The sequence below is a fragment of the Streptomyces sp. NPDC046887 genome, from assembly GCF_040644755.1.
Taxonomy (GTDB): Bacteria; Actinomycetota; Actinomycetes; order Streptomycetales; family Streptomycetaceae; genus Streptomyces; species Streptomyces lichenis.
Map to the genome: position 1 here is coordinate 1 of NZ_JBEYXH010000045.1, position 18040 is coordinate 18040.

An 18040-nucleotide genomic window follows, 5' to 3' on the forward strand; every position below is an offset into this window, starting at 1 on the left:
TTCCCTTTCCGGCGGTTCCGACTCTATCAGATCCTTTCGGGCCTGATTCCCAGTCGGAGTGGGATTGCCATCCGGGCCCTGCGGCCCTTCCGGCGAGTGAGACTTTAGCGGATTCCGTGGCTCCGACGCTAATCGGGGCTGCGTCCTTTCGAACGCGGATTCCTCATTCCGCAAAGGCGCACGAAAAGCGGCACGACAGAAGTCGTTCAGCTGGTGTGGTTCCTGCGGGATGGTCGTCCGGGGACCAACCTGGGTCGGCGCTCACGTCGGACAACTCGGAGCACACTACGGACCGGAAAAACAGCTGTCAACCCCGGGCCTGCCGCCATACGCTGGGGCGTATGACCTCGCGTACGTGTATCCAGCTGTGGTGGGCCGCCTGACGGCGGCCGCCTGCACATGTACGCACACAACGGCCGCCGCCTCGGCGGCCGTTCGCGTATCCCCACCTCGGGGCCGGGCCCGCCGGGTGCGGCGGCTCCGACCGGAACGGAGTGGGAGCGGGATGACGCGAGCGATGGAGCGAGTGGTGGAGTCAGGGGCAGGGGTGGCGCCGGGCTCGGGGCGCAGGGGCGGGCGCACGTTCAGCGGGGTGAAGCCGACGGGGCATCTGACGCTGGGCAACCACCTGGGGGCGGTGCGGGGGTGGGTCGAGAGGGACCAGTACCGGACGGAGGCGCTGTTCTGTGTGGTGGATCTGCACGCGCTGACCGTCGAGCACGACCCCGCCCGGGTGCGCAGGCTCAGCCGGCAGGCGGCCACGGTGCTGCTGGCGGCGGGGCTGGACCCGGAGCGGTGCACCCTCTTCGTACAGAGCCAGGTGGACGAGCACACCCGGCTCTCGTATCTGCTGGAGTGCACCGCCACCGACGGGGAGCTGCGGCGGATGGTCCAGTACAAGGAGAAGGCAGCCGGGGAGCGGGCGGCCGGGGAGAGCGTACGGCTGTCTCTGCTGACGTATCCGGTGCTGATGGCGGCGGACATCCTGGCGTACGAGACGGACGAGGTGCCGGTAGGTGAGGACCAGACCCAGCATGTGGAGCTGACCCGGGACCTGGCGGTGCGGTTCAACCAGCGGTACGGGCACACCTTCACGGTGCCGAGGGCGACCAGGCCGCCGGTGGCGGCGCGGGTGATGGACTTGCAGGACCCGGTGTCGAAGATGGGCAAGTCGGGGTCGGAGGCCGGGCCCGGGGTGGTGTTCGTGCTGGATGAGCCGGATGTGGTGCGGCGCAAGGTGATGCGGGCGGTGACGGACAGCGGGACGGAGGTCCGCTATGACCGGGCGGCCGGTCCGGGGGTGGCGAACCTGCTGGAGGTGCTGGCGGCCTGTGCGGGCGGGGATCCGGCGGAGCTGGCCTCGGCGTACTCGTCCTATGGCGCGTTGAAGCGGGATGTGGCGGAGGCGGTGGTGGAGCTGCTGCGGCCGTTGCGGGCGCGGCACGCAGAGCTGGCGGCCGATCCCGGTTATGTGGACGGGGTGCTGAGGGAGGGCGCCGAGCGGGCGCGGGCGGTGGCTCGGCCGGTGGTGGACCGGGCGTATCGGGCGGTGGGCCTGTTGCCGAGGGAGTGAGGGGGCCGCCGGGAGCGGTCCGCGGGGGGCTCTCTGTTGGCCTGCGGACCGCTGCGGTGGGAGCGGGGGACGCGTCAGCCGTTGCCGCCGGCGAGTTCGCGGCTGCGGTCGCGGGCGGCTTCCAGGGCGGCGATCAGGGCTGCTCGTACGCCGTGGTTCTCCAGTTCGCGGATGGCGCTGATGGTGGTGCCGGCGGGTGAGGTGACGGCCTCGCGGAGCTTGACCGGGTGCTCGCCGCTGTCCCGGAGCATCACGGCGGCGCCGATGGCGGCCTGCACGATCAGGTCGTGGGCCTGGGCGCGGGGCAGGCCGAGCAGGATGCCGGCGTCGGTCATCGCCTCGACCAGGAAGTAGAAGTAGGCGGGGCCGGAGCCGGAGAGGGCGGTGGCGGCGTCCTGCTGGGACTCGGGGACGCGCAGGGTCTTGCCGACGCCGCCGAAGATCTCCTCGGTGTGGGCGAGGTGTCCGGCGGTGGCGTGGCTGCCGGCGGAGATGACGGACATGCCCTCGTCCACCAGGACGGGGGTGTTGGGCATGACCCGGACCACGGGGGTGCCGGCGGCGAGGCGTTCCTCGATGAAGGCGGTGGTGATGCCGGCGGCGGCGCTGACCACCAGGCGGTCGGCGGCCACATGCGGGCCCAGCTCGTCCAGGAGGCGGCCCATGTCCTGGGGCTTGACGGCCAGGATGAGGGTGTCGGCGCGCTTGGCAGCCTCGTCATTGGTGACGGTCTCCACGCCGTAGCGGGCGCGCAGCTCCTCGGCGCGGTCGGAGCGCCGGGTGGTGACCAGCAGCCGGGCGGTCGGCCAGCCGGCCCGGATCATCCCGCTGAGCAGGGCCTCGCCGATCTTTCCGGTGCCGAGGACGGCCACCGTCTGGGCTGCGGCTGCGACTGTCTGGGTCATGGCTGGGTGCACCTCAACGACGTGGGGATTCTTGCCGCCGTCATCCTCGCATCAGGGGGTGCGGCGGCGGAGGGTGGCGGCCCCGAGGGCGAGGACGAGCAGGGCGCAGCCGGCGACGATCAGGACGTCCCGGAGGAAGTCAGCGGTGGCGTCGGTGTGGCGCAGCACCTCGTTCATGCCGTCGACGGCGTACGACATGGGGAGCACATTCGAGACGGCCTCCAGGGCGGGATGCATCCGGTCGCGCGGGGTGAACAGGCCGCAGAGGAGCAGTTGGGGGAAGATCACGGCCGGCATGAACTGGACGGCCTGGAACTCAGAGGCCGCGAAGGCGGAGACGAACAGTCCGAGGGCGGTGCCGAGCAGGGCGTCGAGCAGGGCGACCAGGAGCAGCAGCCAGGGCGAGCCGGTGACGGTGAGGTCGAGGAGCCAGAGGGCGGTCGCGGTGGCGAGGGCGGCCTGGACGGCGGCGAGGGCGGCGAAGGCGAGCGCGTAGCCGGCGATGAGGTCGCCCTTGCCGAGCGGCATGGTGAAGAGGCGTTCCAGAGTGCCGGAGGTGCGTTCGCGGAGGGTGGCGATGGAAGTCACCAGGAACATGGTGACCAGGGGGAAGATGCCGAGGAGGGAGGCTCCGGTGGCGTCGAACACGGCCGGGCTGCCGTCGAAGACATAGCGGAGCAGGGTGATCAGCACGACCGGGACCAGCAGCATCAGGGCGATGGTGCGCGGGTCGTGGGTGAGCTGGCGCAGTACGCGGGCGGCGGTGGCGAGGGTGCGGGCGGTGTTCATCGAAGCTCCTGGGTACGGGCGGCGGCTGCCTCCGTGTTCGCGGTGTCGACCAGGTGGAGGAAGGCGGCCTCGACGGTGGGGGCGCCGTGGTCGCCGCGCAGGTTGTCGGGGGTGTCGTCGGCGAGGAGCCGCCCGTCGCGCATGAGGAGGAGGCGGTGGCAGCGTTCGGCCTCGTCCATGACATGGGAGGAGACCAGGATCGTGGTGCCTCGGTCGGCGGCGAGGCGGTGGAAGAGGTCCCATAGGTCGCGGCGGAGCACGGGGTCCAGGCCGACGGTGGGTTCGTCCAGGACCAGCAGTTCGGGGGTGCCGAGCAGGGCGACGGCGAGGGAGACCCGGCTGCGCTGGCCGCCGGAGAGGTTGCCGGCCAGGGCGTCGGCGCGGTCGCTCAGGTCCACGTCGGCCAGGGCGCGGTCCACCGCCGTGGCGCGGGTGGCCCGGTGGGCGCGGCCGGGGTGGAGGACGGCGGCGAAGTAGTCCAGGTTCTGGCGGACGGTGAGGTCGTCGTAGACGGACGGGGCCTGGGTGACGTAGCCGATGCGGTCGCGCAGGGCCGGGTGTCCGGCCGGGCGGCCGAGGACGGTGAGGGTGCCGGTGGTGCGGGCCTGGGTGCCCACGATGGCGCGGAGCAGGGTGGACTTGCCGCAGCCGGAGGGCCCGAGCAGCCCGGTGATGCGGCCGCGCGGTACGGAGAAGCCGAGGCCGCGCAGGACGGTGCGGGTGCCTCGTACGGCGGTGAGGGCCTTGGCCTGGATGGCCGGGGCGGGGGGCTGGACGGTGGCCGACCCTGGTTTATTCATCATGTGATGAATATGGGGCGGAGGGCAGGGCGCCGTCAAGGGACCGGGCCGGGGTGGGGAGGCCGTCAGGCGGTGGGCCGTCAGGCGGTGGGGCGGCGGGTGGTGGTGAGGTGGACGGTGTACGGCTCGATGACCGTGCCGTCGGGGAAGGCGGCGAGCAGTTCGGCGCGCTCGCGCTCCAGGAAGGCCCGGGTGGCCCCGGGTTCGGCGGTGAGCAGCAGGGAGTGGCTGCCCAGGTGGGCGAGATGGGTGTCCAGCGGGACCCGGCGGGACCAGCGGACGCGGCGGTCGGTCCGCGGGATGCCGGCGGGCAGCGAGCGCTCGCGGTCGTGGGCGCCGTGGGCCGCGCCGCCGAGGTCCCGGCGGAGCCGCTCCTCCTGGGCGGCGACCCAGTCCACGGCGGCGTCGGCGGTGTTCCACCAGAGGGCGAGGGTGCCGCCCGGGCGGAGCACCCGCAGGGCCTCCGGGAGCGAGCGGGCCGGGTCGGTCCAGTGCCAGGACTGGGCGTAGGTCACCAGGTCGGCGGTGGCGGCGGCGAACGGCAGGGCGTCCCCGGTGGCGCGGACCAGCCGCACACCGGGGGTGGCGCGGCGGAACTGCCCGGCCATGCCCGGCCCCGGCTCCACGGCGGTGACCCTGGCCCCGCGGGCGCGCAGCAGCCGGGTGGCGATACCGGTCCCGGCGCCCACGTCGAGCACCCGGGCCCGGTCAAGGGGGCGGCCGGCGAGCTCCTCGACCGCGTCGAACAGGGCAGGCGGATAGCCGGGGCGGGCCGCGTCGTACCGGGCGGCGGCGGTGTCGAAGGAGAGGGCGCGGGAGATGGTCATCTGCCGAGTCCTCCCCGGATGCGCGGAGGTGCCTTCAACGGCGGCCCTTCCGGGGCCGGTTGGCCTTGGTGCCGCGGGCGGCCGGGTTGCCGGTGCGGGTGGCGCGGCGCTTCTCGTAGGCGGCGCGGGCGGCCTCGTACTCGGAGCGCAGCAGCTTCTCGCCGGGGGCCTCGGTCAGGGACCGCAGGAAGTAGGCCAGCAGGGAGCCGACGAAGCCGATCAGCTTCAGACTGCGCAGGGCGTCCTCGCGGGCCGGGTCGGCCGGGCGCCGGGTGAAGCCCTCCCAGGTCTTGCGGAACGCGATCGCGCTGCACACCGCGAACATGACGACGACCAGGATGCCGACGAAGCCGCCGACCTCGGCGAGGGTGAGCCCCTGGTAGGCGAAGCGGAGCAGGAACCCCCCGGCGGCGGCCGCGGCGAGCGAGCCGACGGCGACCGCGGCCCGGCGCAGCCCGTAGCCGCCGTCGTGTTCGACCCAGGTGGTGCCGAAGAAGCGGAGGGGTTCGGGCTGGGGCCCCTCCGGGTTGGTGGGCTCGGTGGCCGCCTGGTCGCGGTGGGGGGTCTGCTCGCTCACGGTGTCGATTATCCCCGGGGCGGGGCGAACGGCCCCGGGCCCGTACACGGCGGTGGTACGGGTCCGGGGCGCGGTGCGTCAGGTGCAGCGCTCGGCCACGTAGCCGTCGCTGCCTGTCCGTACGTAGGCGTCGGCGACCCACTGGCCGTTGGCGATGTTGTCCCAGAGGTTCGAGGTGCCGTACGGGCCGGTGACGGTCTGCCCCGGCTGCTGGCAGTTGATGGGCACCGAGGAGCCCTCCGGCAGCACCCGCACCAGGCTGTACTGGGTACCCGGGCCGCTGCGGACGTTCAGCCGGCAGTTCGGGGCCACCGGGTAGCGGCGAGCTCCGGACGACGTGGCCGCCGCTCTGGGCTCGATCGGCGCCGGTTCGATGATCTCTTCCAAGGCCATGACGGCCTCCCCCCGTGGTGCGCGTGCCCCGTGCACGCGCGGTGCGCGCAGGCTAGCAACCCCTGGCGGCTTCGTACGAAGGATCGACTAGGCTCCGAGCGTCGCGCCTGCGCGTCCGGTCGGGAGCACGTGTGATCGGGACCCGGGAGGCGCGCTCGCGGACGAACACACGGGGGTGGGCGATGCCGCCGCTGCGCAGCACCGGGGCTGTTCCGGAAGCGGAGCATCCGCAGTACGCCGGGCAGTACCGGCTTCAGCGCTGCCTGGGCTCGGGCGGCATGGGTGTGGTCCATCTGGCCATCACCGGCTCGGGGCGGCGCCTCGCGGTGAAGACCGTACATGCCGAGCACGCCGCGGTGGCCGAGTTCAGGGCGCGGTTCCGGCAGGAGGTGGCGGCCGCCCGGCGGGTCAGCGGGGCGTTCACCGCGTCCGTCGTGGACGCCGACCCGGACGCCGAGCGGCCGTGGATGGCCACCCTCTTCATCGACGGCCCGACCCTCTCCGAACGGGTGAAGCGGAACGGGCCGCTGGGCGTGGCGGAGCTGCTGCTGCTCGGCTCAGGGCTCGCCGAGGCGCTGCGGGACATCCATCGGGCCGGGGTGGTGCACCGGGACCTCAAGCCGAGCAACGTCCTGCTCGCCGCCGACGGGCCGAAGGTGATCGACTTCGGGATCTCGCGGCCCGCCGAGGCCGACGGGGAGCTGCGCACCGAGACCGGCAAGCTGATCGGGACGCCGCCGTTCATGGCGCCCGAGCAGTTCCAGCGGCCCCGCGAGGTCGGCCCGGCGGCGGATGTCTTCGCCCTGGGCGCGGTCCTGGTGCACGCGGCGACCGGACGCGGCCCCTTCGACTCGGACAGCCCCTATGTGGTCGCCTACCAGGTGGTGCACAACGAGCCGGAGCTGGCCGGGGTGCCGGAGGAGCTGGCGCCGGTGCTGCGCCGGTGCCTGGAGAAGGAGCCCGGGCCGCGGCCGTCCCCGGACGAGCTGCTGGACGCGTTCCGGGCGATCGGCGCGGGTGAGGCGGTGCCCGGCCCCACGGGTGATGACGCTGCCGAGGGCGGCCCGGTGGACGGCCCTCTGGATGGCCGGACCATGGACCTGGGTGCCCGGGCCGTCCGGCGCCCGCCGGGTACGGCCCCGGACGCGGCGGGTACGGGCCCGGCCACCGGGACCCCGGTGGCCGCCCCGGCGACCGAAGCCCCGAAACGCGGAGGCGGCCGGGCTCGGGCGGTGACCGCCCTGGCCGCGCTGGCCGCGCTCGCGGTGGCCGCCGCCGGGGTGGTGGCGTTCGCCTCGCACCAGGAGGATGACGGGGGCCGGGAGCGGCCCGGCACGGCCGTGGTCCGGTCCGCCGGGCAGACCGTACGGCCCTGGGTGACCTCCCTCGGCGCGGGCGGCGGGGAGACCCGGGCGCCGCTGTGCACCGCCGCCGACCGGGCCCTGTACTGCGCCGCCCCCGGTGTGCGGGCGGCCCGGCTGGAGGCGGCCGATGGGCGTATCACCTGGTCGGTGCCGTCCGGGGCGGCCGAGCCGGAATCGGCTCCGGTGTTCGCCGGCGGGCTGGTCCGGGTGGTCGAGCCGGGCACGGGGCGGCTGGCCGCGCTGGACCCGGACGACGGGACCGAGGTGTGGCACGCGGACGCCTCGGCGTATCCGAAGGTGGTGCACACCGACGCGATGGTGCTGCTGGCCGCGCCGGACGGCCGGGTGCGGGCGCTGGACGGGCGGACCGGCGAGCAGCGCTGGTCGAAGCGGCTGCCGGTGGGCGAGGCGCAGTGGGCGGCGGAGCCGGGCGGCGGGGTCTACGCGGCGGTGGCCGCGCCGGACGGCCGTTCCACCCGGGTGTACGCGGTCGGCGCGGCGGACGGCTCGGTGGCCTGGAGCGTCCGGCTGACCGGGAACCTGGCGCTGGCGCAGGCCTCCGGGTCGGCGGTGCTGCTGCTGTCCACGGACACCGAGCAGTTCACGGACGCGGTGGTGCGGCTGGACACCGGGACGCACCGGGCGCGGCGGGTGGAGCTGACCGCGCCGGTGGACCAGGCGCAGGCGGTTCCGGCGGGCGGCGGCGCGTATGTGATCGGGAGCGGCGGCGCCCTGGTCGCGGTCACCTGGGAAGGTGACGGCGGCGAGCGCTGGCGGTTGCAGACGGGGGTGAGCCGGGCGTCCCGGCCGCTGGTCGCGGGCGGCCGGGTCTATCTGACGGCGTCGGACGGCCGGCTGCTGGCGGTGGACGCCGGGCGGGGTGTGCTGCTGGGGGCGACCGGGGCCCGGATGGAGGGCGGCCGGGGGACCTTCAACGCACTGCTGCCCGCCCCGGCGATCGGCCCGGGCGCGGTGTACGCGACGGCGCCGGACGGCTCGGTCTTCGCGGAGAGCGACAAGGATCCGGCGCGCTGGTGAGCCCCGGTACGCCATACGTCCGGGGCTCCAGCGGTGGTACGGGGCTCAGCCGAGCAGGCTGACGTCCCGGACGGCGCCCTTGTCGGCGCTGGTGGCCATCGCCGCGTAGGCGCGCAGGGCCGCCGAGACCTTCCGCTCGCGGTCCTTGGGCGCGTACACCCCGCCCAGCGCCTCCCGGCGGGCGGCGAGGGTGGCCTCGTCCACCAGCAGCTCGATCGTGCGGCCCGGGATGTCGATGCGGATCCGGTCGCCGTCCTCGACCAGGGCGATGGTGCCGCCGCCGGCCGCCTCCGGGGAGGCGTGGCCGATGGAGAGGCCCGAGGTGCCGCCGGAGAACCGGCCGTCGGTGATCAGCGCGCAGCTCTTGCCCAGGCCCCGGCCCTTCAGGAAGGAGGTCGGGTAGAGCATCTCCTGCATGCCCGGGCCGCCCTTGGGGCCCTCGTAGCGGATGACCACCACATCGCCGTGGGTGATCTGCTTGTTGAGGATCTTCTCCACGGCCTCCTCCTGGGACTCGCAGACCACGGCCGGGCCCTCGAAGGTCCAGATCGACTCGTCCACGCCCGCGGTCTTCACCACGCAGCCGTCGACCGCCAGGTTGCCCTTGAGCACCGCGAGGCCGCCGTCCTTGGAGTAGGCGTGCTCGGCGGAGCGGATGCAGCCCCCGGCGGCGTCGGTGTCCAGGTCGTCCCACCGCTCGGACTGGGAGAAGGCCTCGGCGGAGCGGCGGCAGCCGGGGGCCGCGTACCAGAGCTCGACGGCGTCCTCGGAGGGCGAACCCCCGCGCACGTCCCAGGTCTTGAGCCAGTCGGCGAGCGAGGGGCTGTGCACCGCGTGCACGTCCTCGTTGAGCAGCCCGGCCCGGTGCAGCTCGCCGAGGAGTGCGGGGATGCCGCCGGCCCGGTGCACGTCCTCCATGTAGTACGTGCGGTCCTTGGCGACGTTCGGCGCGACCTTGGCCAGGCAGGGCACCCGGCGGGAGACGGCGTCGATCTCGTTCAGCCCGAACGGGACGCCGGCCTCCTGGGCAGCGGCCAGCAGGTGCAGGATCGTGTTGGTGGAGCCGCCCATCGCGATGTCCAGCGCCATGGCGTTCTCGAACGCGGCGAAGGTGGCGATGTTCCGTGGCAGCACGGACTCGTCACCGCCGGTGTAGTAGCGCTCGGTCAGCTCGACCACGGTCCGGGCCGCGTTCTCGTAGAGCGCGCGGCGGGCGGTGTGGGTGGCCAGCACCGAGCCGTTGCCCGGGAGGGACAGGCCGATCGCCTCGGTCAGGCAGTTCATCGAGTTGGCGGTGAACATGCCCGAACAGGAACCGCAGGTCGGACAGGCGTTCTCCTCGATACGGAGGATGTCGGCGTCCGAGATCTTGTCGTTGACCGCGTCGGAGATGGCGTCGACCAGGTCGAGCGTGCGGACGGTGCCGTCGACCAGGGTGGCCCGGCCGGACTCCATCGGGCCGCCGGAGACGAAGACGGTCGGGATGTTGAGGCGCAGCGCGGCGTTCAGCATGCCCGGGGTGATCTTGTCACAGTTGGAGATGCAGATCAGGGCGTCGGCGCAGTGCGCCTCGACCATGTACTCCACGCTGTCCGCGATCAGGTCGCGGGAGGGCAGGGAGTAGAGCATCCCGCCGTGGCCCATGGCGATGCCGTCGTCCACCGCGATGGTGTTGAACTCACGCGGGATGCCGCCGGCCTCGGTGATCGCCTGGGAGACGATCCGGCCGACCGGCTGGAGGTGGGTGTGGCCGGGGACGAACTCGGTGAAGCTGTTCGCCACCGCGATGATGGGCTTCCGGCCGATGTCCGCGCCCGGTACACCGGAGGCGCGCATAAGGGCGCGGGCGCCCGCCATGTTGCGGCCGTGGGTGACAGTGCGGGACCTCAGCTCGGGCATTGTCGCTCGCTCCTCGTGGATGAGTCCGGCTCGCTTCGAGCCTCCTTCGAGCGTACGCCCCGGCTCCAAGATCTGGACACCTCGTCCGGATGGCGGGACGGAGTGCTCGCTGAGCGGTACGGGGACGGCGGGTGCCTGTACGGGGATGGGGCGGGTGTACGAGGACGCCTTCCTCGTACGAGGGCGGGGTCCCGGCTCGTACGGCTACGGCCCCTCCGGGCGTACCGGCTCCGTCCCGGTCCGCCGTCCCGGCCCCGTCTCCGGGTCCGAGGGATCCGTCTTCGGGTCCGAGGGGTCGGGGGCGGTCAGATAGCGCTGGAGGGTCGGGGCGACCAAGGCGATGATCCGCTCCGGGTCCGCGGAAGCCATCGGCTCGACCTGGATCACATACCGCAGCACCGCGATCCCGACCATGTGCGAGGCGGCCAGCTCGGCCCGGAAGCGGGGGTCGGGGACGTCCAGTTCGCCGGCCACCCGCTCCAGCAGCCGGCGCAGCAGGAAGCCGCGGAGCACCTTGGCCGCGGCCTCGTTGGTCATCGCCGAGCGGAGCACCGCCAGCAGCGGGGCGCGGGCGGCCGGGTCCTCCCAGAGGGCCAGGAAGAAGCGGGCCAGCCGCTCCCCCACCCCCTCCGGACCGGCGCCGACCACGGCGGAGACGACGAGAGCGGGCTCGAAGGTGACCTCGATCGCCGCCGCGAAGACCTCGTCCTTGGAGCCGAAGTAGTGGTGGACCAGGGCGGCGTCCACCCCGGCCTCCTTGGCGATCCCGCGCATCGAGGTCTTGTCGTAGCCGCGGGCGGCGAACTCGGCACGGGCGGCGGCCAGGATGCGCTCCCGGGCCCCGGGGCCGTCCTCCGCCCGCTTGCTGGGGCGGCCGCGCCGGCGGGGGGCGTCGGTCACCGCACGCGGGCGGCCGAGGCCAGATGGAGCCGGGTGAAGGCGAGCGCCTCGGCGAGGTCGGCCTCCCGCTCGGCGGCGGACATCGCGCGCCGGGTGTTGACCTCGATGACCACATGGCCGTCGAAGCCGGAGCGGGCCAGGTACTCCAGCAGCTCGGCGCAGGGCTGGGTGCCGCGCCCGGGCACCAGGTGCTCGTCCTTGGCGGAGCCGCGCCCGTCGGCGAGGTGGACATGGCCGAGCCGGTCGCCCATCCGGGCCACCATCTCCATGGCGTCGGTGCGGGCGGTCGCGGTGTGCGAGAGGTCCACCGTGAAGTGGCGGTAGTCGTCCTTGGTGACGTCCCACTCGGGCGCGTACGCCAGCATCTCGCGGTCCCGGTACCGCCAGGGGTACATGTTCTCGACCGCGAACCGGACGTCGGTCTCGTCCGCCATCCGCCAGATGCCGCTGACGAAGTCCCGGGCGTACTGCCGCTGCCAGCGGAACGGCGGGTGCACCACGACCGTGGCGGCGCCCAGCTTCTCGGCGGCGGCCTGCGCCCGCTGGAGCTTGGTCCACGGGTCGGTGGACCACACCCGCTGGGTGATCAGCAGGCACGGGGCGTGCACGGCGAGCACGGGGACGCCGTGGTAGTCGGAGAGCCGGCGCAGCGCCTCGATGTCCTGGCTGACGGGGTCGGTCCACACCATCACCTCGACCCCGTCGTACCCGAGGCGCGCGGCCACCTCGAAGGCGGTCGCGGTCGACTCCGGGTAGACCGAGGCGGTCGACAGGGCGACCTTCGCGTCCGGGACGCGGACCACGGGTTCCGAAGGATCTGCCACGAGGGACAGCGTACGGGGCGCGGCCGGAGGGCCGGGAGGCGGCGGGTCGGCCCTCGGCATGGGGATGCGGTTCCCGCCGCCCGGCGGGCGGGGCCGTACGCGTACGAGCTGGTCCGTCCGTACGCGCGCGGGGCCGCGACGCCGACGGCCCCGCCCCACCCGAACCACGGGGGTCCGTCCGTACGCGCGCGGGGCCGCGGGCCTAGTCGCCCGGGAGGTGGTCCAGGCGGCGCAGGATGACGCCCTCGCGCAGCGCCCAGGGGCAGACCTCCAGCACCTCCACCCCGTACAGGTCCATCGCCGCCTCCGCCACCAGGGCCCCGGCCAGCAGCTGCGGGGCGCGGGGCGGGGAGACCCCGGGCAGGGTGCAGCGCTGCTCGGCGGTCATCCCGGTGAGCTTGGGCACCCACTCGTTCAGTGACGCGCGGCTCAGCTCCCGCTGTACGTACAGCCCCTCCGAGGAGGCCGGGGCACCGGCGATCCTGGCCAGCTGGCGGAAGGTCTTGGAGGTGGCCACCACATGGTCGGGGCGGCCCAGGCGGGTGATCTCGCCCACCGTGCGGGCGATCTCGGCCCGGACGTGGCGGCGCAGCGCCTTGACGTCGGCGGCCTCCGGCGGGTCGCCCGGCAGCCAGCCTGCGGTCAGCCTCCCGGCGCCCAGCGGCAGCGACACCGCGGCGTCCGGTTCCTCGTCCATCCCGTAGGCGACCTCCAGCGAACCGCCGCCGATGTCGAGCAGCAGCAGCCGGCCCGAGGACCAGCCGAACCAGCGGCGGGCGGCGAGGAAGGTCAGCCGGGCCTCCTCCGGGCCGCTCAGCACGGTGAGGTCCACGCCGGTCTCCTCGCGGACCCGCTTCAGCACCGAGTCGACGTTGGCCGCGTCCCGTATCGCCGAGGTGGCGAACGGCAGCACCTGCTCGCAGCCCATCTCCTCGGCGGTGCGCACCGCGTCCTGCACGGTGTCCACCAGCCGGTCCACGCCGTGCGCGCCGATCGAGCCGTCCGCCTCCAGCAGTTCGGCCAGGCGCAGTTCCGCCTTGTGCGAGTGCGCGGGCAGCGGGCGGGCGCCGGGGTGGGCGTCCACCACCAGCAGGTGGACGGTGTTCGATCCGACGTCGAGGACTCCGAGTCTCATGGCAGGAACGCTACTGCCCGGGGCGCATACGCTTGATGTGTGCCAAAGACGAAGAAGGCGAAGTCCGACAAGACGGCGCCGGAGAAGACCCCCGACCAGGCCGCGAAGCGCGGGCGGGAGCGCAAGCGGGAGACGGTGGTCGTCCCCGAGCCCGCCGCGGCCGTGCCGCCCGCCGAGGACGAGCAAGGGCTCGACTTCGCGCGCGCCTGGGTGGAGTTCCCCGACCCGGCCGACGAGGAGCAGGTGTTCCGCTGCGACCTGACCTGGCTGACCTCCCGCTGGAACTGCGTCTTCGGCAGCGGCTGCCAGGGCATCCAGGCGGGCCGCGCCTCGGACGGCTGCTGCACGCTGGGCGCGCACTTCTCCGACGAGGACGACGAGCGGCGGGTCGCCGGTCATGTGGCGCGACTCACACCGGAGATGTGGCAGTTCCACGAGGAGGGCACGTCCGGTGGCGGCTGGACCCAGCTGGACGAGGACGGCGAGCGGCAGACCCGCCGCTGGGAGGGCTCCTGCATCTTCCAGAACCGTCCGGGCTTCGCGGCCGGCGCCGGGTGCGCGCTGCACATCCTGGCGCTGCGGGAGGGCAAGGAGCCGCTGGAGACCAAGCCGGACGTCTGCTGGCAGCTGCCGGTACGGCGTACCTACGAGTGGATCGACCGGCCCGACGACACCCGGGTCCTCCAGGTGTCGATCGGCGAGTACGACCGGCGGGGTTGGGGCCCCGGCGGCCATGACCTGCACTGGTGGTGCACCTCGGCGACCTCGGCGCACGGCGCGGGCGAGCCGGTGTACGTCTCCTACCGCCCCGAGCTGACCGAACTGATGGGCAAGGAGGCCTACGACGTGCTGGTGGAGCTGTGCGAGGCGCGCCTCGCCTCCCAGCTGCCCTTGGTGGCCCCCCACCCGGCCGACCCGGCCCGCTGAGTCCGGCGAGCCGGATCGGCCCGTCCTCGGTCCGCCGAGAGCGGGCCCCGGTCTGCTGAACCGGTTCTGCCGGCTTGTCGGCGGGCGGCGGGCGTTGGTTGTCGGTCGTCGGATCAGCCGCCGGCCGGCGGGGGCTCGCCGGGGGTGGTCCCGGTGGGGGTGGGGGACGGGTCCGTGGGCGTCGGGGTCGGGGTCGGGTCCGTCGAGGGCGGCGGAGTGGTCGGCTGGGTCGGGGTCGGGGTCGGCGCGGGGGTGGTGGGCTCCGGGTCCGTCGGGGGCGGGGTGGACGCGGGCGGGGTCGGGCGGGGCGGTCGCACCGGCCCCGGGCGGGGCGGGGCGGTGTCCCCGTGGCCGTCGATCGCGACCACCGCGCCCACCGGGTCCACGCCGACCCGCCCGCTCCAGGGGCCGGCCGGCTCGCGCTCGTGGTCGACCGAGATGTACACCGTGACGCTCTGCCCGGGGGCGAGGGTGCCGGAGGTGCGGTCGGCGTAGAGCCAGGGGGCGTCCGTCCACAGCGACCACTCGACCGGGGCGCCGCCGGAGGCGGTGAGCGTGAGCACGGTGGTGTCGCCGCTGTGGGGGCGGGCCGCGACGGTGACCCGGCCCGGGGCGGGGCTGCCCGGGCGGGCCGGCGGCGGGGGCGTGCCGGGCTGGAGCACCTGGACGGCGACCCCCTCGGTCGCGGTGGCGGGCCCCCCGGGGCCGTACTCGCCACGGGCGCTGGCGGCGTTCTCGTACCGCTCGGGTCTTCCGGACTCGTCGTCCCTGGTCTCCGACCCCTCGTTGTCGGCGGCGCTGACCGGTGGCCCGCCCCGGGTCTCCCCGGTCAGCGGGGCGCTGCGGTAGGCGGCCCAGAGCGCGATCACGGGCGCGGCCACCACGGTGGCGACCACGGTGGTGGTGACCGCCCGGGCCCGCAGCCGCTCCCGGCGGGCCGCCTGGTCCCTCGGGTCGAGCGGGAAGCCGTCCCGGCGAAAGCGCGGCCCGGTGGCGCGGGCCCGGGGCACGTCGAGCATGGCCGCGTAGGCCGCCGCGCGTTCCGCCTCGACCAGCGGCAACCGGTCCGGGGTGACCGAGGAGCCGGGCCAGGGCCCACCGGCGCCCGCCCGTTCGGCGGCGCGGCGGCAGCGCGGGCAGTCGTCCACATGCCGGACCAGCTCGTTGCGGAGCGCGGCGGAGAGCAGGACCCGGTCGTCCCCGGCGAGCGCGGAGACCGAGGGGCAGGCACCGCTGCGGACCACGGCGAGGGCGGCCCGGGTGCGCTCCACCTCGCAGGCCGCGGCGGCCAGCAGCTCCCGGGCGGCGGGCGGCTCGATCCCGAGGACGGTGGCCACCTGGCGGGCGGTGAGCTGGTGGCGGACGGCCAGCTCCAGCGCCTCACGCTGCTCGGGGGTGGTCCCGGCCGCCTCCGGCCAGGCGAGCAGCGCCAGCTCGCGGCGGCGCTCCTCGGCGACGGCGGCCGAGGAGGCGGGGTGGGTGGTGCCAGGGGTGCCCGAGTGGTGCGCGGGGTCCGTGGTGGCCGCCGGGGCGGGAGCGACCGGGGCCGTACGGGCTCCTGTGCGCCCGGCGTGCGCCCCCTGCCGCGCACTCCGCCGCTCGGCCAGCCGGCGCAGACAGGCCCAGCGGGCGATCGCGTACAGCCAGGCGCGGCGCTCCGGCTCCTCGGTCGGGCAGCGGCCGAACTGCCGCTCGGAGACGGCCAGTACGTCGCCGAGCACCGCGGTCGCGGCGTCATGATCGCTCAGTACGGCGAGGCAGTACGTGAACAGCCCGTCGAGATACGGCTCGTACCGCGCGGGCGGACGCTGCGTCAGGGTCCGCGTCCCGCTCCGGGGCGCGCGGCGCGGCGCACGGTGCGCGCCGGTGGTGTGCGTCGGGGAATCCAGCCTGCTGCTCGTCACCTGGTGACCGTAGGCAGCGGGGGGCGGGCCCCTGGCACCCCTGGCGCGGTTTTACTCCTTACGGGTGAACCTATCGCTCAAAAGGGGACAGCAAGCTCGCGCCCCGGCGCCCGTGCGCCCCCCGAGGCTTCCGCATCCCCCTCCCGTACCGCCGCGGCCTCACGCCCTTCCGCACGCCAGGAGCGCCGCGTGCGGGAGGACCAGCGCACCGTCCGGCCCGGTGAACTCCGTGCAGAGCGCGTCGAAGCGGGTCCGGATCTTCTCGATGGTCGCTGGCGACCGGCCCGTGATGAGTTGCCCGATCGTCGCTACCCCGGCGGCCGGGCCGCTCCACCACTCCTCAGGGGTCGTTCGGTGCTCCCAGCGCAGCGTGGAGCAGCGGACGTCTTCCAGACCCGCGCCGGCCAGCAGCGCGGCGAAGCCCTGCTCGGTGCGCGGGAAGTCGTCCTCCGGGGCGAGGGTGGGGAGGTGGGCGGGACGGGTGACCCCCGCCGCCTGGACCGCCCGCCCGAGCAGCGCCTGCCCGGCGGCCGCCGGAACCGCCCAGACCGTCACCGCGATCCGCCCACCCGGACGCGTCACCCGGCGCAGCTCCGCCAGGGCCGCCCGGGGCCGTCCGACGTGGTTGAGGACGAAGTTGCCCACCACGGCGTCGAACTGCCCATCGGCGAACGGCAGTCCGGGCAGACCGGCGATCCGTACCTCGGCCGCCGGTGCCGCCCGTGCGGCGAGCGCGACCATGCTCGGCTCGGTGTCCACCGCCGTCACCGCCGCTCCCCGCCCGCACGCGGCCGCGGCGACCGCCCCGGTGCCCGTGCCCACATCGAGGACGGCGGTCCCCTGCCGGATCCCGGCGGCGTCCAGCAGCCGGGGCACCGGATACGCGCAGAGCTTGGCGAACCCGGCCGCGTAGGCAGCGGCCCGCCCCGCCCAGGCCCGGCGCTCGGCCTGGTCGAAGGCGGTCACCAGGGTCTCAGGTCCGTCGTCCACCGAACTCCCAGTCGTGCACCTCGATATGCGCGTACGGGTGGTGGTCGGCGGTCAGCCGGCGGCGGGCCGTCTCCGCGTCCGGAGCCCGGACCAGCATGGCCGTCCCCAGCCAGGTGGCGCCGTCGTCGGACAGCAGCGGCCCGTACGCGATCAGCTCCTCCCGGCCGGCGGACGGCACATCGAGGCGACCAACGCTCACCGGCTCCGCACCGAGGCCGAGCACCAGGAACCGGTCGCCGCCGCTCGGTCCGCCGGGGAAGCCCCACATGGTGCGCCCCAGCAGGTTGTGCCAGCGGCGCAGCAGCACATCCCGGTACACCCCGGCCTGGTAGCCCGGTTCCTCGAAGGCGAACGCCCGGGCGGCGGCCGGGTCCGGCAGCTCGACGATGTGCACGCTGCCGCTGGGGGTCTCGCCGTCGGCGGCGAACGTCGGGCCGCGGGCGATCAGCTCCGCCTCGTACCGGTCCATGAAGGACCAGTGCTCCTCCAGCCGTTTCCGGCGGAGGGCGGCCGAGCCGGGCCGGTCCCGGTGGTAGCAGAAGAACTCCATGACCACCGACCCTCTCCGAACCGCGGCGGTATCTCAACGGCGATTCCGGCGCCGAGGGGGGCGGGGCGGTGTCGGCTCAACCCCGTTCCGACCCGGCCCATGAAGTCCCGGGCGGTGGGCTGTCACATCCTCGCCGTGCCAGGGGTCGAGGAGGTGTGCGGCGACGGAGAACCCGTCCGCCGCTCGGCGCCGGGACCGTCCCGGTGCCGGAGGAGGAGGTCTCCGATGTCGATCGCCTACACCGTCGTCACCGTGCTCGGCGCCCTGCTGGCGGGCTTCTCGGCCGGCGCGGTGCTGCTGCGCGCCGGCTGGGTCGTCGAGCCGCTGGCCGACTACGGCGTCCCGCGCGCCTGGTGGCCGTGGCTGGGGGTGGCCAAGGCGGCCGGCGCGGTGGGGCTGCTGATCGGACTGGTCGTGCCGGCGATCGGCGTGGCGGCCGCGATCGGTCTGGTGCTCTACTTCGCGGGTGCGGTGATCACCGTGGTCCGGGCCCGCGCCTTCGCGCACATCCCGTTCCCGCTGATCTACCTGGCCCCGGCGGCGGGCTCGCTGGTCCTCGCCCTGACCGCGTGACCGCGTGAACGCGTGACCGGCATGACCGTACGGCGTCCCGCACACATACCCGCAGCACGGAAACACAGGGGG

Annotated in this window: 17 protein-coding genes; 4 read left to right on the forward strand and 13 right to left on the reverse strand. The window is 74.6% G+C overall.

Translation table 11 applies throughout. From position 1 onward, the window contains the following. Positions 1-517: 517 nt before the first annotated feature. Positions 518-1573 carry a tryptophan--tRNA ligase gene (trpS, locus tag ABZ945_RS29160; RefSeq protein ID WP_361275616.1) on the forward strand — a complete coding sequence of 352 codons (1056 nt, stop codon included), beginning with the start codon at positions 518-520 and terminating at the stop codon, positions 1571-1573. Positions 1574-1647: 74 nt separating this feature from the next. Here the strand turns inward: trpS and proC are convergent, their stop codons facing one another. From proC to ABZ945_RS29190, 6 genes are all read right to left on the reverse strand, one after another. Then, complete coding sequence (gene proC / locus ABZ945_RS29165; protein ID WP_361275501.1) at positions 1648-2478, reverse strand: pyrroline-5-carboxylate reductase; 831 nt, start codon at positions 2476-2478, stop codon at positions 1648-1650. A gap of 51 nt (positions 2479-2529) precedes the next feature. Next, complete coding sequence (locus ABZ945_RS29170; protein ID WP_361275504.1) at positions 2530-3267, reverse strand: ABC transporter permease; 738 nt, start codon at positions 3265-3267, stop codon at positions 2530-2532. Then, on the reverse strand, positions 3264-4070 hold the full coding sequence (locus ABZ945_RS29175) for an ABC transporter ATP-binding protein (RefSeq protein WP_361275507.1): 807 nt from the start codon (positions 4068-4070) through the stop codon (positions 3264-3266). The genes ABZ945_RS29170 and ABZ945_RS29175 overlap by 4 nt, the downstream gene beginning before the upstream one ends. A 77-nt stretch (positions 4071-4147) precedes the next feature. Further along, complete coding sequence (locus ABZ945_RS29180; RefSeq protein WP_361275509.1) at positions 4148-4894, reverse strand: class I SAM-dependent methyltransferase; 747 nt, start codon at positions 4892-4894, stop codon at positions 4148-4150. Positions 4895-4928: 34 nt separating this feature from the next. After that, positions 4929-5471 carry a hypothetical protein gene (locus tag ABZ945_RS29185; protein WP_361275512.1) on the reverse strand — a complete coding sequence of 181 codons (543 nt, stop codon included), beginning with the start codon at positions 5469-5471 and terminating at the stop codon, positions 4929-4931. Positions 5472-5549: 78 nt separating this feature from the next. Then, complete coding sequence (locus ABZ945_RS29190; protein WP_361275515.1) at positions 5550-5864, reverse strand: SH3 domain-containing protein; 315 nt, start codon at positions 5862-5864, stop codon at positions 5550-5552. Positions 5865-6046: 182 nt separating this feature from the next. On the opposite strand from ABZ945_RS29190, the gene ABZ945_RS29195 reads away from it, so the two are divergent. Further along, positions 6047-8266: a serine/threonine-protein kinase gene (locus ABZ945_RS29195; RefSeq protein ID WP_361275517.1), complete on the forward strand. Its 2220-nt coding sequence runs from the start codon at positions 6047-6049 to the stop codon at positions 8264-8266. Between the two features lie 45 nt (positions 8267-8311). Here the strand turns inward: ABZ945_RS29195 and ilvD are convergent, their stop codons facing one another. From ilvD to ABZ945_RS29215, 4 genes are all read right to left on the reverse strand, one after another. Beyond that, entirely contained in the window at positions 8312-10165 is a 1854-nt protein-coding gene (gene ilvD, locus ABZ945_RS29200; protein ID WP_361275520.1) for a dihydroxy-acid dehydratase, read from the reverse strand. Positions 10166-10369: 204 nt separating this feature from the next. Then, positions 10370-11065 (reverse strand): TetR family transcriptional regulator, encoded by a 696-nt coding sequence (locus ABZ945_RS29205; protein ID WP_361275523.1) that lies wholly within the window; start codon positions 11063-11065, stop codon positions 10370-10372. Further along, complete coding sequence (locus ABZ945_RS29210; RefSeq protein ID WP_361275526.1) at positions 11062-11889, reverse strand: sugar phosphate isomerase/epimerase; 828 nt, start codon at positions 11887-11889, stop codon at positions 11062-11064. Before ABZ945_RS29210 ends, ABZ945_RS29205 begins: the two co-directional genes overlap by 4 nt. A gap of 202 nt (positions 11890-12091) precedes the next feature. Next, positions 12092-13024, reverse strand: coding sequence for a Ppx/GppA phosphatase family protein (locus ABZ945_RS29215; RefSeq protein WP_361275527.1), 933 nt, complete (start codon positions 13022-13024; stop codon positions 12092-12094). 39 nt (positions 13025-13063) lie between these two features. Here ABZ945_RS29215 and ABZ945_RS29220 point away from each other — a divergent pair, with 39 nt between their 5' ends. Further along, positions 13064-13951: a hypothetical protein gene (locus tag ABZ945_RS29220; RefSeq protein WP_361275530.1), complete on the forward strand. Its 888-nt coding sequence runs from the start codon at positions 13064-13066 to the stop codon at positions 13949-13951. A gap of 113 nt (positions 13952-14064) precedes the next feature. Here ABZ945_RS29220 and ABZ945_RS29225 read toward each other — a convergent pair whose 3' ends face one another. The 3 genes from ABZ945_RS29225 to ABZ945_RS29235 form a co-directional block, all read right to left on the reverse strand. After that, the gene (locus tag ABZ945_RS29225; protein WP_361275532.1) at positions 14065-15855 is read right to left on the reverse strand and encodes a hypothetical protein; all 1791 of its coding nucleotides are present in this window, start codon (positions 15853-15855) and stop codon (positions 14065-14067) included. 159 nt (positions 15856-16014) lie between these two features. Further along, complete coding sequence (locus tag ABZ945_RS29230; RefSeq protein WP_361275619.1) at positions 16015-16821, reverse strand: methyltransferase domain-containing protein; 807 nt, start codon at positions 16819-16821, stop codon at positions 16015-16017. Positions 16822-16828: 7 nt separating this feature from the next. Continuing rightward, on the reverse strand, positions 16829-17395 hold the full coding sequence (locus tag ABZ945_RS29235; RefSeq protein WP_361275535.1) for a YciI family protein: 567 nt from the start codon (positions 17393-17395) through the stop codon (positions 16829-16831). 225 nt (positions 17396-17620) lie between these two features. Here ABZ945_RS29235 and ABZ945_RS29240 point away from each other — a divergent pair, with 225 nt between their 5' ends. Then, positions 17621-17968, forward strand: coding sequence for a DoxX family protein (locus ABZ945_RS29240; protein ID WP_361275537.1), 348 nt, complete (start codon positions 17621-17623; stop codon positions 17966-17968). Positions 17969-18040: the final 72 nt, after the last annotated feature.